The organism is Micromonospora endophytica (genome assembly GCF_003236305.1).
Lineage (GTDB): Bacteria > Actinomycetota > Actinomycetes > Mycobacteriales > Micromonosporaceae > Micromonospora > Micromonospora endophytica.
In genome coordinates this window covers 1-13,209 of the sequence record NZ_POTX01000177.1, presented here as the reverse complement: position 1 = coordinate 13,209, position 13,209 = coordinate 1, and the positions used below count along the sequence as shown (strand labels likewise).

Below are 13,209 nucleotides of genomic sequence, written 5' to 3'. Positions count from 1 at the left end.
GCCAGCGTTCGTCCTGAGCCAGGATCAAACTCTCCAACAAAAACCTGTTGAACAATCCATCCCGACAACAAACAAAATGTTGCCAAAGGAATCCCAAACCAGCCAGATCCGAAGACCCAACCAGCACAGGGCAATAAATCAATTGGCACTGGCTTATCAAGCACCCTGTTGAGTTCTCAAAGAACAACCACACACCAAACCGCGTCCCAGCTAAGGGATTAAGATCTGGGGCAACCGCTCCAAACTATCCGAGTCGCGCTTCGAGGTCAACCTGAAGAATCAGGTCGCTTTCCGCTCGCTCAATGGCCCACGTTGACGCACGCCTTGCGGCGGTCGTTTCTATCGTGGAGAGCCGCAGACCGGCCGATCGCCTTTCGGAAACCCGCCCGGCTCCCTGCCGGCTCTAGCACTCTAGCCGGTCGGCTTCGCGATCGCAACTCCATCTCATGGAGATCCGTCGCACCGCCCGGTCCCAGTCTCACGTCGATGTTGTCGCCGTGTTCCTGGTGCCCGTTCTCGGCCGGTTTGCCCCGGCCTCCCGCGTGCAGAGAGAAAGTTACGCGTCCGCCCCGGAGAAGGCAAATCACTCACTGTCGATGCGTAGCTGCCCGGTACGGGCTGGGTGCGTCGGGTCACCGGGTGCGCTGCGGCATTCAGCCTCCGACGCCCCCCACCCGACAACATCCAGTACTCGCGGTGGGGACCGCGGTGGACGTGAGCGTGCCAGAGTGTCTGGCATGGATGACGTGTCCCGGCCTGCCAGCCCGGTCCTCGCCGAGGACGCCCTACTCGGCCTCCTGCTGCCCTTCTGGCAGCTGATCATCGGAGCGTTCGTACTCTTCGCGGTGGTGGTGTCGATCGGGCGACTGGCCCGGCGCGGCCCCTCCAGGATGAGCACGGCGTTGCTGGTCACCGCCGCCGCCATCGTCGGCTTCGCGGTGATCGGTGTGCTGCTCCAGGGATAGCCGGTCAGAGCCGGCGGTTGGCCAGGCTCGGCAGCTCGGCACGGATGCGGGCGAGGCGGTCCAGGTCGATCTCGGCGACTGCGAACCCGGGGCCGTCGGAAACCTGGGACAGCACCGTCCCCCACGGGTCGACCACCATGCTGCGGCCGTAACAGGTGCGACCCGGCTCGTGATCTCCGGTCTGGCCGGCCGCGGCGACGAAACACTGGTTCTCGATCGCCCGGGCGCGCAGCAGCACCTCCCAGTGATCACGCCCGGTGTGCATCATGAACGCCGCCGGCACCACCAGGAGGTGAGCGCCGCCGTCGGTGGCCAACTCCCGGTACAGCTCAGGGAAACGCAGGTCGTAACAGATCGACAACCCGACACGGAGCCCTTCGACGTCGACCACCACCGTCCGGTCGCCGGGGGCCACCGTCGCCGACTCGCGGTACGAGACGCGGCCAGGAATCTCCACGTCGTACAGGTGGATCTTGCGGTAGGTGGCGGCGAGGGCACCGGAGCGGTCAAAGACCAGCGTGGTGTTCCAGGTGTGCTCGGGATCGGGACCGGCCTCGTGGAAGGAACCCGCGATGAGCCAGACGCCGCGCCGCCGCGCCGCGTCGGCGAAGAACCTGCCGACCTCTCCGTCGACCGGTTCCGGAGCGGGCATGCCGGCACCGGGACCGAGATAGTCGACGTACTCCGGAAGGAGCACCAGGTCCGCGCCGGCGTCTGCCGCACGGTCGATCAAGGTCTCGGCGGTGGCGAGGTTCGCCTTCCGGTCGTCGCGGGAGTTCAGCTGGCAGACGGCGACACGCATGACTGTCAGCGTACGGGCGGAGGAGGGTCGAGGGCAGGCTCAGCCGGCAGCGGCCTACTCAGGCCGACTTCTCCTCGCGCTCGCGCCGGGCCCGACGCCCGGTGAACTCACGCGGCACGATTGTCGGGTTCACGTTCTCCAGCACCGCCTCACGGCTGATCAGCACCCGGGCGGCGTCGGGGTTGCTGGGCACCTCGTACATCACGGAGAGCAGCACCTCCTCCATGATGGCGCGCAGGCCGCGGGCACCGGTGCCGCGCAGCATCGCCTGGTCGGCGATGGCCTCCAGCGCCGGGCGCTCGAACTCCAGCTCGACGCCGTCCAGCTCGAAGAGGCGTTGATATTGCCGGACCAGGGCGTTGCGGGGCTCGGTGAGGATCCGGACCAGCGCGGTGCGGTCGAGGCTGCGAACGCTCGTGATCACCGGGAGGCGGCCGATGAACTCGGGGATCAACCCGAACTTGAGCATGTCCTCCGGCATCACCTGGCCGAAGATGTCGTCGGTGGAGCGCTCGGAGACGGCCCGCAGCCGGGCGCCGAAGCCGGTGCCACCGTGGCCGGTACGGGCCTCGATGATCTGGTCCAGGCCGGCGAAGGCACCACCGCAGATGAACAGCACGTTCGTGGTGTCGATCTGGATGAACTCCTGGTGGGGGTGTTTGCGGCCGCCCTGCGGTGGGACGTTCGCCACGGTGCCTTCGAGCATCTTCAGCAGTGCCTGCTGGACACCCTCACCGGAGACGTCCCGGGTGATCGACGGATTCTCCGACTTGCGGGCGATCTTGTCGATCTCGTCGATGTAGATGATGCCGGTCTCGGCGCGCTTGATGTCGTAGTCGGCGGCCTGGATCAGCTTGAGGAGGATGTTCTCCACGTCCTCACCGACGTAGCCCGCCTCGGTCAGCGCGGTGGCATCGGCGACGGCGAACGGGACGTTGAGCATCCGAGCGAGGGTCTGCGCCAGGTGGGTCTTACCGCATCCGGTCGGGCCGAGCAGCATGATGTTGGACTTGGCCAGCTCGACGCCGTCGTTGTTGGCGCCCGGCGCGTTCGCCGCCTCGGCCTGGATCCGCTTGTAGTGGTTGTAGACCGCGACGGAGAGCGCCTTCTTGGCCTGCTCCTGCCCCACGACGTAGGTGTCGAGGAACTGGCAGATCTCCATCGGCTTGGGAAGCTCTTCCCACTTCACCTCGCCGGACTCGGCCAGCTCCTCTTCGATGATCTCGTTACAGAGATCGATGCACTCGTCGCAGATGTAGACCCCAGGGCCCGCGATGAGCTTCTTGACCTGCTTCTGCGACTTGCCGCAGAAGGAGCACTTGAGTAGGTCGCCGCCGTCACCGATCCGTGCCACCTACGTTCTCCCTGCACTCATCGGCCGGAGCCCCGGCCACGACCTGCGAACGCTGCGTCCGCCCGTCATTCTTCCCACCCCGTCGATCGCCCGACCAAGTGGTACGGACCCGACGTTACCCGCTGGCGGAGGTTTCTCCGACCCCCAAAACGGGTGTGTCAGAGGTCGGCCGGCGACAGAACCGACCGACCCCTGGCCCGGTACCGGTCAGCTGGCTGCGTTGGCGGCCAGTAGACCCTTCTTGCGGCTGCTGAGGATCGTGTCGACCAGCCCGTACTCGCGGGACTCCTCGGCCGTCATGATTTTGTCCCGGTCGATGTCCTTACGGACCAGGTCAACCGCCCGGTTGCAGTGCCGGGAGAGCATCTCTTCAAGCTGGGTCCGCATCCGCAGGATCTCCCGGGCCTGGATCTCGATGTCCGAGCCCTGCCCGTAGCCGCCCTCGGTGGCCGGCTGGTGGATGATGATCCGCGAGTTCGGCAGCGCCATCCGCTTGCCCGGGGTGCCCGCCGCGAGCAGCACCGCCGCCGCCGACGCGGCCTGGCCCAGGCAGACGGTCTGGATGTCCGGGCGGACGTACTGCATGGTGTCGTAGATCGCCGTCATCGCGGTGAACGAGCCGCCGGGCGAGTTGATGTACATGATGATGTCCCGGTCGGGGTCCGTCCCCTCCAGGGTGAGCAGCTGGGCCATCACGTCGTTTGCCGACGCGTCGTCCACCTGGACCCCGAGGAAGATGATCCGGTCCTCGAAGAGCTTGTTGTACGGGTTGGACTCCTTGACCCCGTACGAGGTGCGCTCGACGAAGGACGGCAGGACGTAACGGTTGTGCACGGCCGCGAACTGCGGCGGCAGGCTCAGGTCGGTCATCGTCTGCTCCTCGATCAGCTCAGGGTCCCGGCGCCCTCGGGAACCTGGGCGGCCCCGGTGATCACCTTGTCGATGAAGCCGTAGTCCACGGCCTCCTGGGCGGTGAACCAGCGGTCCCGGTCCGAGTCCGCCTCGATCTGCGCCGGGGACTGCCCGGTGTGGAAGGCGACCCGCTCCTGGAACATCCGCTTGGTGTAGAGCATCTGCTCGGCCTGGATGGCGATGTCGGCGGCGGTGCCGCCCATCCCGCCGGAGGGCTGGTGCATCATGATCCGCGCGTGCGGGAGAGCGTAGCGCTTGCCCCTGGTGCCCGCGCAGAGCAGCAGCTGGCCCATGGAGGCCGCCATGCCCATCGCCACGGTCGACACGTCGTTGTCGATGTACTGCATGGTGTCGTAGATCGCCATGCCGGAGTAGACCGAACCACCCGGCGAGTTGATCCAGAGGAAGATGTCCCGGTCCGGGTCCTCCGCGGCGAGCAGCAGCAGCTGCGCGCAGATGCGGTTGGCCACCTGGTCGTTCACCTCGCTGCCCAGGAAGATGATGCGTTCCTTGAGCAACCGGTTGTAGACCGAGTCGTCGAGGTTGCCAATTGAGTCGCCACCGCGGGCATCGATCGCCCGGCGCGACGTCGGTGGGATGTGCATGTCGGTCATGGCAGCCCTTCGCTCTCCGTACCGTCCTGTCCGACACTAACCGCTCGGCCGGGGGCCAGAAGCCCGCTCCGGGCACTGTTCGCTCTCAGCGCAGACCCGCCGAAGGCGTACCCGGAAAGGGATCGGGCCACCACCCACCGCGACCGGCGGACGGTGGCCCCACCCGGCGATCAGTGCTCGTGGCCGTGCTCCGCCTCGCTCGCCTCACGCAGCGCGTCCAGGCTGACCACGTTGCCGGCCTCGTCCTTGATCGTGATGCGCTCCATGATCGCGGCCAGCGCCTTGCCCCGCCGGACGTCGCCGTAGACCGCGCCGGCGGCACCCGAGCGGACCAGCTGGTCGTAGTACTGCTGCGGCGCCATGCCGGCACGCTGGGCGCGGTGCACGATCTCGTGGCCGAACTCGTCGTCGGAGACCTGCACGTCCTCGGCGTCGGCGAGGGTGTCGAGCAGCAGCTGGACCTTGACGCCCTGGGTGGCGGCCTCGGTCAGCTCGGCGTCGATCTGCTCCTCGGTCTTCTCCTCGGCGGCGAGGTAGTCCTCCATCGAGGCGCCGATGCGCTCCAGCTGGTCGGCCATCGCCTGCTTGCGGCTCTCCACCTCGTCGCGGATCACGCCCTCCGGCGCCGGCACGTCGGCGGCCTCGACGAGCTGCTCCAGCGCCTTGTCACGGGCGGCGTAGATCTGCTCGACCCGCTTGCCCCGGGTGACCCGCTCACGCAGGTCGCCACGCAGCTCCTCGATCGTGTCGAACTCGCTGGCCAGCTGGGCGAAGTCGTCGTCCAGCGCGGGCAGCTCCTTCTCCTTGACCGTCCGCACGGTCACCACGACGTCGGCGTCCCGGCCGGCGAAGTCGCCACCGACGAGCTGGGTGGTGAAGGTGGTGTCCTCGCCGGCGGCGAGACCGACGACGGCCTCGTCCAGGCCCGGGAGCAGCTGCTTGCTGCCCACCTCGTGGGAGATGTTGGTGGCCGAACCGCCCGGCACCTCCTCGCCGTCGACGGTGGCCCGCAGGTCGAGCTGGACGTAGTCGCCCTCGGCAGCGGCCCGCTCGACGGTCTTGAGGGTGGCGAAGCGCTCGCGCAGGCCCTGCACCTGCTCGTCGATCTCGCTGTCGTCGACCTTCAGCTCGTCGACGGTGACCTCGATCGTCGACAGGTCGGGCAGGGTGATCTCCGGCCGGACGTCGACCTCGGCGGTGAAGTTCAGCGAGTCACCGTCGTTGAACTCGGTGATCTCGACCTCGGGACGGCCCAGGGTCTTCAGGTCGTGCTCACGGACCGCGGAGAGGATGTTCTGCGGGATCGCCTCCTGCACCGCCTCGTTCAGCACGGTGCCCCGGCCCACCCGCTGGTCGATGACCTGCGGCGGCACCTTCCCCTTACGGAAGCCGGGGATCTGGATCTGCTGGCCGATCTCCCGGTACGCCTTCTTGAGGCTCGGCTCGAGCTCGACGAACGGCACCTCGATGGCGAGCCGCACGCGCGTCGGGCTCAGAGTCTCGACGGTGCTCTTCACAGGCGTACTCCTTGACGGGATCTCGGTTGAGTCTTGGGCGCTCTTTCAGCCCATCGAGTGTAGGTGAGCCAGCGGGAACGACCACCAGCACCCAGGGGCCGGACGCGGGCACTGCTCCCCCACGCGCCGGCCACCCAGGTGCGCGCTGTCGCACGCTTGCGGCAGTCGGGGTGGCGGGATTTGAACCCACGGCCCCTCGCTCCCAAAGCGAGTGCGCTACCAAGCTGCGCCACACCCCGTGGCGACCAGCAGTCTATGCCGTCCCCCCGACACCCGGGTGCCGGGGCGTCCCCCAACGCGCCGAACAACGACAAAGCCGACATTCAACCCACCGGTGCGCTGCACGCATCGTGGGCGGCTCCCACACTTTCGGTGATGTTGCTGCCTCCGGTGCGGCCCGAGGCAGCAACATCACCGAAGTTGTGCGGATCATGACGGCGCGGCGCCGGGATACGGCCGCGCGGGCGCCGTCGGCATTGGGTAGGCTGTCGGGCGCGTCCAGGTTTCCTGGCGTACGCGGGCGTAGCTCAATGGCAGAGCTTCAGTCTTCCAAACTGACGGTGCGGGTTCGATTCCCGTCGCCCGCTCCAGCAACACCGGCCCAGGTCAGCGGCGCTCTCGGCATGCCACTCTGGCTATTCAGGCTGTCTAGGTGGCTGCCAACGCCCCGCGTTGGGAGGCCGGTTCGTTCGGCCGGCACACTGGTTCTGCCACTCGCGCAGCGCGACCCTCAGCTGGGCGTTCTCGGCACGCAGGCCCGCTTCCACGCCATCGCGCGCCCTCAACTCGTCGACGACCGCCCGCAAGAAGGCGTACACCTGCTCCGCTGCCAAACCACGTCGCCCGAACGCAGCACCACGGAACCGGAACCGCCGCACCTGACCCGGATCCAGCCGGGCGATACGCGATGCCGCGCGAACGACACCGACCGCATGCCTGCTCACCGCAAACTCCTCCCTGCCGAAACCGTCGTCGGTGCAAACCGACGCCCCGCACTGTTCCGAAGACCAGGTGGTGCGCGTCTGACGGCGGGCGCGGTAGCCGACACGAGCAGCCGCAGACCCGCGCGCTGCACGAAGATCTCCCGCCGATCCACAGCATTGCCGGACCGGTCCAAGACATAACCGGTCAGCCAGACCCACCCGTGGTACGTCGGCCGATCGCCCACCTTGATAACCCGGAAAGTCAACGACCGTACGCCGCTGAACTGCACCGATGCCGCAGCACCGACGTGGAAGACGTCACCTGGCGTCGGGTCCATCACGACCCCTCCCTCCGCTTCGCATGGATGGGCACCGAGGCAGGCGGGCTGGTGGCCATTTCCGACGGCGTCCCTGACCGGCGCCTGCCCCGGGCCCTGCTCAGGACGCCGTCGATCCGGAATGGCGCGCTTGCCGCGTCGATCCGCATGCCTCTACGTTCGGTGCGGATGCAATTGCGGTGGGTGATGCGTCCATGTGGAGATGGAACACCCGGTGACAGAGACCGATCGAGGACCCGAGCCTGCACCTCTGGGGGACATCGAGCGGACACCATGAGGACCTGCATTGAGTTCAGGACCTCCGACAGGCGAGCGTGGAGACAGCCCATCAGGAAGGCGTCGACGATGGTCCGAGACCGCCGCGAACCTCGCACCGTGCTGGAGCACCTGATCCAGCAGAGCGACCGCACGTACGAGGAACTGGCCGACGAGTTCAGCCGCATGGACCCCCGTGCGGCGATCAGCGCCCGACACCTCGGCCGGTTGGCGCGCGGTGAACGGGACCTGGCCTCATCGACACCCGCCACCCGGCGCGCGTTGCAGGCCATGTTCGGCAAGACCGTCGACGAGTTGCAGCAGCCCTGGGCATCCCACCAGTTGACCCCTGCGCCAGGCCGACAACTCGTTGTCGAGCCCTTCGGCGCCGGCCCGGAAAGGAAACTCCTCGCCATGGCCGCACAACGCGCCCGCCACTACGCCATGCTCGCCGCCGAAGCCACCTCACCGGCCGCCATCACCCAGCTCACCGAAGACGTGCAGCGCCTCGCCCTGGCCTACCCACAGCGCCCGGTCAGTCAGATCCTGCCGGACCTGGTCGAAACCCAAGACACCCTGTTCACCCTGCTCGAACGTCGCCAACAGCCAGCCCAATCGCGGGACCTGCACTTCCTCGCCGGCATCACCAGCGGCCTGCTCGCCAAGGTCTCCCACGACATGGCCGACCCGCACTCCGCCATGCTGCAAGCCCGCACCGCCGTGCTCTGCGCCGACCAAGCTGGTCACCCCGGCCTGCAAGCCTGGCTCCGCGGCCTCCAATCCCTGGTCGCCTACTGGGCCGGCCGCTACGCCGAAGCCGTCCGCTACGCCGAAGCCGGACGCGAGTACGCCACCCAAGCCGGCGGCACCTCCGCCGTCTGGCTACCCGCCAGCGCCGCCCGCGCCTACGCCGCACTCGGCAACGCCGAACGCGCCAAGGCCGCCATCCAGGAATCCATCGACGCCTGGTCCCACGTGCGCCCCGATGAGATGGACGAGATGGGCGGCATCTGCACCTTCAACCAGCCCCGCACCCTCTACTACGCCAGCGACGCCCTCGCCTGGCTCCCCGAGGAAGCCGCCGCCACCGAGCGCTACGCCCTGCAAGCCGTCCAGGCGTACGCCGACCGCTACGACCCCGCATGGGCCTTCGGCGACCAAGCCGGCTCACACACCAACCTCGCCATCGCCCGCGTCACCTACGGCGAACTCGACGCCGCCGCAGACGCCCTCGAACCCGTCCTCGAACTCCCCGCCGACCAGCGCATCAACGGCATCGTCCACTCCGTCCGCCGCGTCCACCAAGCCATCACCCGCACCGGCCACGCCAACGACGCCCGCGACCTCATCGACGGCATCGAACACTTCACCCACACCCCCGCCAACGCCCTACCCCGATAAGGCACCATCACCGCATGTACCCGATCACCATCCCCGGCCGCGTCATCACCCTCCGCGAAATGCGACCCGATGACGCGGCCGACGCCTTGGCGATCATCGGCGACGACCGCGTCACCCAATGGCTCTCCTTCGACAGCCGCGACCACACCGCCGCCGTCGCCATGATCGAAGGCACAGTCACCCGCGCACAGCAAACCCCCCGCACCGAGTACTACCTAGCCGTAGCCGACCCGAAAGACCGCATGATCGGCTTCGCCCGCCTCGGACTCACCGGCCACCAAGCCGCCAAACTCGGCTACGCCATCAACGCCGACCACTGGGGCCACGGCCACGCCACCGACGCCGCCCGCACCATCACCGACTACGGCTTCCAGGAACTCCGGCTCCACCGCATCACCGCCGCCATCGGCCCCGACAACGCCGCCTCCATCAGCGTCGCCAAACGACTCGGCATGCAATACGAAGGCCGCCTCCGCGACCACGTCTTCACCAACGGTGCCTGGCGCGACTCCCTGCTCTACTCCATCCTCGCCCCGGAGTGGACTGCCGCCTCTGGCTGACCGCCCGCCCGGACCCGTCCCACCACGCGCGAACCGGCTTCGATCATGCCGCCGGTACGATCGCCGCCATGCGCGACGCCGACACGCCGCCGCAGGAACCCGTCAGCCGCCCCAACACCCCAACGCTCACACCTCGCGAGCGGGCATTCCTAATCCGATCTGCCGCAGCCGAGGTGTACGAACGCGTGCAAGAGTGGCGGAGCGCGCCCGGCTGGCAGGACACCCCCATGAACGCTCATCGACATCAGGCGACCGTGAGCGCAATCACCGCGCTTGATGCGCTACCCGAGCCGACGACAGCGGATGAGCTGGCAGGACTCCTCGATACCGCCCGCCCCCTACTCCTTGAGTGGCGACCGAGCCGACCAGGTCCCGAACAGCAGATCTTCGTTGCGGTCGAGCGGCTGCAACGAGCCTGTCAATAAGCGGCAGCGTTCAAAGTCTGTGCACAGGGTCAAGGCGGCCCTGAACGGGCCGCACGCGCCGCCGCCTGGGCGCGCGTCCGTCGCTCCGCTGGCGCTCCGACTCCGGCCGCGCCGCGCTTGTGCGGCGCGGCGCAGGTCACGCGCCGCTAGGTCCGCGTGGCAAGCCCCAAGCATGGGGCGGTGTCGGCCGGGGGGCACGGTCCGTAACACGAAAGCCGGCTCAGCCCGATCAGCAAGGGCGTCCGTGCGTCAAGGCCCGCTTGACGTGGCGGGCCGGGCGGTGGCCGCTCCCCCAAGGGGCGGATCGATGGCAGACGGGATGGCTTGACGCCGGATTCTCTTGCCTTCGATCGAGAGCGGCACCTCAGGGTTGACACCCGCGCCTGCGGCCAGTGTCCTAGATCAGGGTGGCCTGGCGAGCTAGGTTGACCTGCTTCACAGTGATGCCGGCCGCGGTGCCGGTAGACGGTATCTCCAGGTCCTGAGAGAAGAACATTGCTTCGGAGCCGCGGTGCTTCTCGGCGGCGCTGTAGTTGAGGGAGTAGCGCAGTGACCGGATGGAGCCGTAGAGGCTGAGGATCTCTGGCACCGCGTCGTACGACACCACCCACGGGCAGCGCAGGGCTTGAACCGCCTGCGCGATATCGACATGATCTTGATGCTTGTAGAAGTTGTCGTAGAGGCCCTTGCCCTTTACGTAGTAGGGCGGGTCGAGGTAGACAAACGTGGACCGGGCCGGTCGCGTGGCGATGTCACCCAACATTGCTGCCGCATCTGCGCCGGTGAGGCTGATACGAGAGCGGAACCGGGCGACCTTGCGGATCCGCCGACACAGCTCCGCCTTGTTGTAGCGTGCGTCGATCTTCCAGCCGCCCTGTTGTTCGTGGCCACCGATAATGCCGCCGGCGATGATGCCGGAGCGGTTGGTGCGGTTGAGGTAGAACGTGGAGAAGGCCAGCTCCAGCTCGGTAGGGTCGGTAGCGGACTGAATCGCCTTCTGCCGCTTCCACTCCTCGACGGTCACAGGAGTGTCGGTGATAGCTCGGCACAGCCCCTCCGGATCGTCGAGGGCTACCTTCCAGAAGGCGTAGATGCTGCGGTTGATGTCGTTGATGTGCACATGGGAGGCGAAGTCCTCGTACAGCAACGAGAGGGCAACGCTGGCGCCGCCGGCGTAGAGCTCGACGTACTCGCTGCCAAGCAGGTCGTTTTCGAGGAACACCAGCTTGAGGAAGTTGGCGACCTTGCCCTTCCCGCCTGGGTAACGCAGGGGGGATGGGTACCTGTCGGGGGAGTGCAGCATCATGACCTCTCGATGTGCTAGGGCCACAGCTTCTCGACGAATGGCTGCAACTCGTCCCACGCGGTCTGGAGCTCCTGTGGGCGCGGGTAAACGTACTCGTTGTGCACGTACTGGTTCATGTTGAACACCGAGGCAGCGATCACAGCCTGGCTGTCTGCAATCCTGTCGACCGCTCGGCGTAGTTGGAGCGGAATCCTACCGGAAGCCTCAAGGTGGGCACTCACCTTCTTGAGCCGCTTGGCCAGGTTGGCAGTCGTCCGCTCTTGGTCAGTCATCAGCTGCGCCCGCTGGATCTCGTGGTCCACGCTGAGTTCGAGGAACACTCGCAGTAACACCCCACAGGCGTTGGGGTACTGCTCGACGTTGAGCGTTCTGATCTCGTTGTAGACAGCGTTGATTCGCGGCGTTGTGACGTTGGCCCTGCAGTCGGGGGGCACCATGGTGCTGCGACGGACCCGCGTGGCCTTGGGCTTGGGAGTGGCCTTGGGCTTGGGGGTGGCTTTGGCCGGCTTGCGGGTGGCACCCGGCTTGAGGTCATCGAGCGTGACTGGTTCGGCTGTCGCTCGGGTTAGATCGGGCAGGTCGTCGGGGCTCTCTTCTTTCAGCTTCTCTAGGTAGGCGAGGCGATCCTTCTTGGTGTAGATGTCGCCAACCCTGGTCGTGCCGCTGCGCAGGTCGACCACCGCACGGCGTAGCGGCTTGATGACCTCCTCCACGGGCAACTTCGACACCAGGACACCGTCGATTCTTTCCAGGCCGAACGCCTGTCGCACCTCCGGGGTGTTTACGAGGCGCTCCAGGTTGGTCATGAGACCTTTATTGCTCTGCCCGTGTTCACCGTCGATGCGGTTGACGAAGTCGAGGACCTGTCCTCCGGGGTTGCGCGGCCTGGCTGTACGGCCGGCCGCACCATGGCGAGTGAGGAAGATGTCAGTCAGATTAGCGTCCCACTCGGACAAGCCAACGCCGTCGTTATAGCCCGTGTGCCGGCGGATCACCCATGGAAGAGCCTCTTCCTGGGTGTCGAAGAGAACGCAGGTCACCTTGCTGATAGGCCGATTGGCGAACTGGCGCGACAGGGCGTTCAGGCGGCGGTTCTCGACTGGGCCGAGTGCCGTTGCGAGCAGCGACGGCGTTTCAAGGGCTTTCAGGGCGAGGGTTCGACGGTTACCTTCCAGCACCTTGTACTGCTCTCGCTGGCTGCCAGTCGGCACGACGATCGGCAAAGAAGATGGGTCCAGGCCCATCTTGACGATGTCCTCGGCGAGCTTCAACACCGACTTGCCGTGAGCCTTCGCGAGAGCCAGTGCGGTCGCCTGCTGACTGGGCTGCGGGGTCTCCAACCGAGCGTTCTGTTGGTCGTACAGCAAGTCGGCGAGGGGTACCTGGACCATCTCGTGCATCAAGGACCCCGATCTTCAGATAGGTAACACACTGTGATGCGTTGGTGCCAAGATTAAACATACTCATCTCCATCCGGCAATGCCTGCGCACTCGGCGTGGGCGCAGACGGATCCAGGTTGTCCCCGTATAGACCTATCCCCGCCTCAGGAAGTGCCCGGTGAGCACACCATCGCCTTATCGAGGCCAGTCAGCAGGAAGTCAGCGAGATGCACGACAACAGCTGTCAACCGCTGGTGCGGGACGGCAAGTCCTTGACGCTGGAGGCTAGTCGCTGACACCGATCGACAGGGGTTCACGGCCCTCGTCCGCTGAGGTTCCCCCGGTAGCTCGGAGGCTTTCGATCATGCTCTGATGGAGCTGAAGGGAGTCATCCGTGGCAGCACCGAAGAAGTACCCCGATGAGCTGCGTGAACGTGCGGTGCGTTTGTATCGGGAG

12 protein-coding genes and 2 tRNA genes are annotated in these 13,209 nt (G+C 66.7%); 5 read left to right on the top strand and 9 right to left on the bottom strand.

The genetic code is table 11. The features are described 5' to 3' along the window. The first annotated feature begins 737 nt into the window (after positions 1–737). Positions 738–965 (top strand): hypothetical protein, encoded by a 228-nt coding sequence (locus tag C1I93_RS21955; protein WP_111245182.1) that lies wholly within the window; start codon positions 738–740, stop codon positions 963–965. A 4-nt stretch (positions 966–969) separates the two neighbouring features. Here C1I93_RS21955 and C1I93_RS21950 read toward each other — a convergent pair whose 3' ends face one another. The 6 genes from C1I93_RS21950 to C1I93_RS21925 form a co-directional block, all read right to left on the bottom strand. Next, entirely contained in the window at positions 970–1,767 is a 798-nt protein-coding gene (locus C1I93_RS21950) for a carbon-nitrogen hydrolase family protein (RefSeq protein ID WP_111245181.1), read from the bottom strand. A gap of 58 nt (positions 1,768–1,825) precedes the next feature. After that, a complete protein-coding gene (clpX, locus tag C1I93_RS21945; protein ID WP_111245180.1) occupies positions 1,826–3,121 on the bottom strand; it encodes an ATP-dependent Clp protease ATP-binding subunit ClpX in 1,296 nt (431 codons plus the stop codon). A 207-nt stretch (positions 3,122–3,328) separates the two neighbouring features. Beyond that, positions 3,329–3,991, bottom strand: a complete 663-nt coding sequence (locus C1I93_RS21940) for an ATP-dependent Clp protease proteolytic subunit (RefSeq protein ID WP_111245179.1) — start codon at positions 3,989–3,991, stop codon at positions 3,329–3,331. Between the two features lie 14 nt (positions 3,992–4,005). Next, positions 4,006–4,647 carry a ClpP family protease gene (locus C1I93_RS21935; RefSeq protein ID WP_111245178.1) on the bottom strand — a complete coding sequence of 214 codons (642 nt, stop codon included), beginning with the start codon at positions 4,645–4,647 and terminating at the stop codon, positions 4,006–4,008. Positions 4,648–4,817: 170 nt separating this feature from the next. Next, the gene (gene tig, locus C1I93_RS21930) at positions 4,818–6,164 is read right to left on the bottom strand and encodes a trigger factor (RefSeq protein WP_111245177.1); all 1,347 of its coding nucleotides are present in this window, start codon (positions 6,162–6,164) and stop codon (positions 4,818–4,820) included. A gap of 165 nt (positions 6,165–6,329) precedes the next feature. Beyond that, a tRNA-Pro gene (locus tag C1I93_RS21925) sits at positions 6,330–6,403 on the bottom strand. Between the two features lie 277 nt (positions 6,404–6,680). Here C1I93_RS21925 and C1I93_RS21920 point away from each other — a divergent pair. After that, positions 6,681–6,754, top strand: a tRNA-Gly gene (locus C1I93_RS21920). A 45-nt stretch (positions 6,755–6,799) separates the two neighbouring features. Here C1I93_RS21920 and C1I93_RS21915 read toward each other — a convergent pair. Next, positions 6,800–7,108: a DivIVA domain-containing protein gene (locus C1I93_RS21915; protein ID WP_223256771.1), complete on the bottom strand. Its 309-nt coding sequence runs from the start codon at positions 7,106–7,108 to the stop codon at positions 6,800–6,802. A gap of 662 nt (positions 7,109–7,770) precedes the next feature. Between C1I93_RS21915 and C1I93_RS21905 the strand changes: the two genes are divergently transcribed. The 3 genes from C1I93_RS21905 (at position 7,771) to C1I93_RS31260 (ending at position 10,066) form a co-directional block, all read left to right on the top strand. Further along, positions 7,771–9,081 (top strand): NsdA family TPR-like regulatory protein, encoded by a 1,311-nt coding sequence (locus C1I93_RS21905; RefSeq protein ID WP_111245176.1) that lies wholly within the window; start codon positions 7,771–7,773, stop codon positions 9,079–9,081. 14 nt (positions 9,082–9,095) lie between these two features. Then, positions 9,096–9,641 (top strand): GNAT family N-acetyltransferase, encoded by a 546-nt coding sequence (locus C1I93_RS21900; protein WP_111245175.1) that lies wholly within the window; start codon positions 9,096–9,098, stop codon positions 9,639–9,641. Between the two features lie 68 nt (positions 9,642–9,709). Then, positions 9,710–10,066: a hypothetical protein gene (locus C1I93_RS31260; RefSeq protein WP_146603551.1), complete on the top strand. Its 357-nt coding sequence runs from the start codon at positions 9,710–9,712 to the stop codon at positions 10,064–10,066. A 397-nt stretch (positions 10,067–10,463) separates the two neighbouring features. Here C1I93_RS31260 and C1I93_RS21895 read toward each other — a convergent pair whose 3' ends face one another. Both C1I93_RS21895 and C1I93_RS21890 read right to left on the bottom strand, forming a co-directional pair. Further along, positions 10,464–11,372 carry a DNA adenine methylase gene (locus C1I93_RS21895; protein ID WP_220039593.1) on the bottom strand — a complete coding sequence of 303 codons (909 nt, stop codon included), beginning with the start codon at positions 11,370–11,372 and terminating at the stop codon, positions 10,464–10,466. Positions 11,373–11,386: 14 nt separating this feature from the next. After that, positions 11,387–12,772, bottom strand: coding sequence for a hypothetical protein (locus C1I93_RS21890; RefSeq protein WP_111245174.1), 1,386 nt, complete (start codon positions 12,770–12,772; stop codon positions 11,387–11,389). Positions 12,773–13,209: the final 437 nt, after the last annotated feature.